The organism is Pararcticibacter amylolyticus, assembly GCF_003130405.1.
In the GTDB taxonomy this organism is placed as follows: Bacteria; Bacteroidota; Bacteroidia; order Sphingobacteriales; family Sphingobacteriaceae; genus Arcticibacter; species Arcticibacter amylolyticus.
In genome coordinates this window covers 1-380 of record NZ_QEAS01000121.1, presented here as the reverse complement: position 1 = coordinate 380, position 380 = coordinate 1, and the positions used below count along the sequence as shown (strand labels likewise).

Below are 380 nucleotides of genomic sequence, written 5' to 3'. Positions count from 1 at the left end.
CTCTACATACTCTTTGCTGCAATATTGTGATCCCCGGTCGGAATGATGGATCAGTTCATCCTGACAGATCCGCTTGTCCAGGGCCATTCTCAGGGCCTGTGCACATCCCTGAGCGCTGAGATCTTTATGAAAGCAGTAGCCCATTATTTTTCTGGAATAAGCATCTGTCACCAGGCTGAGGTACCCCCATCCGCTGTTCATGCGGATATAGGTAATGTCACTGACCCACACCTGCCCGGGACGGCTGATCTCCAGCTCTTTCACCAGATTGGCATATTTATGCATCCAGTGACGGGAATCGGTGGTCACTACCCGTCTCTTTCTCCGCCGGATATCCAGTCCGTGTTCCCGCATCAGGTCAAATAAATAGTCCCGCCCTA

The 380-nt window shown here is 51.6% G+C and carries 1 protein-coding gene; it reads right to left on the bottom strand.

Annotated elements, in window-relative coordinates:
- Window positions 1-380 (bottom strand): DDE-type integrase/transposase/recombinase (locus DDR33_RS25350; RefSeq protein ID WP_146198887.1); only part of this gene is annotated, 380 nt, incomplete at both ends.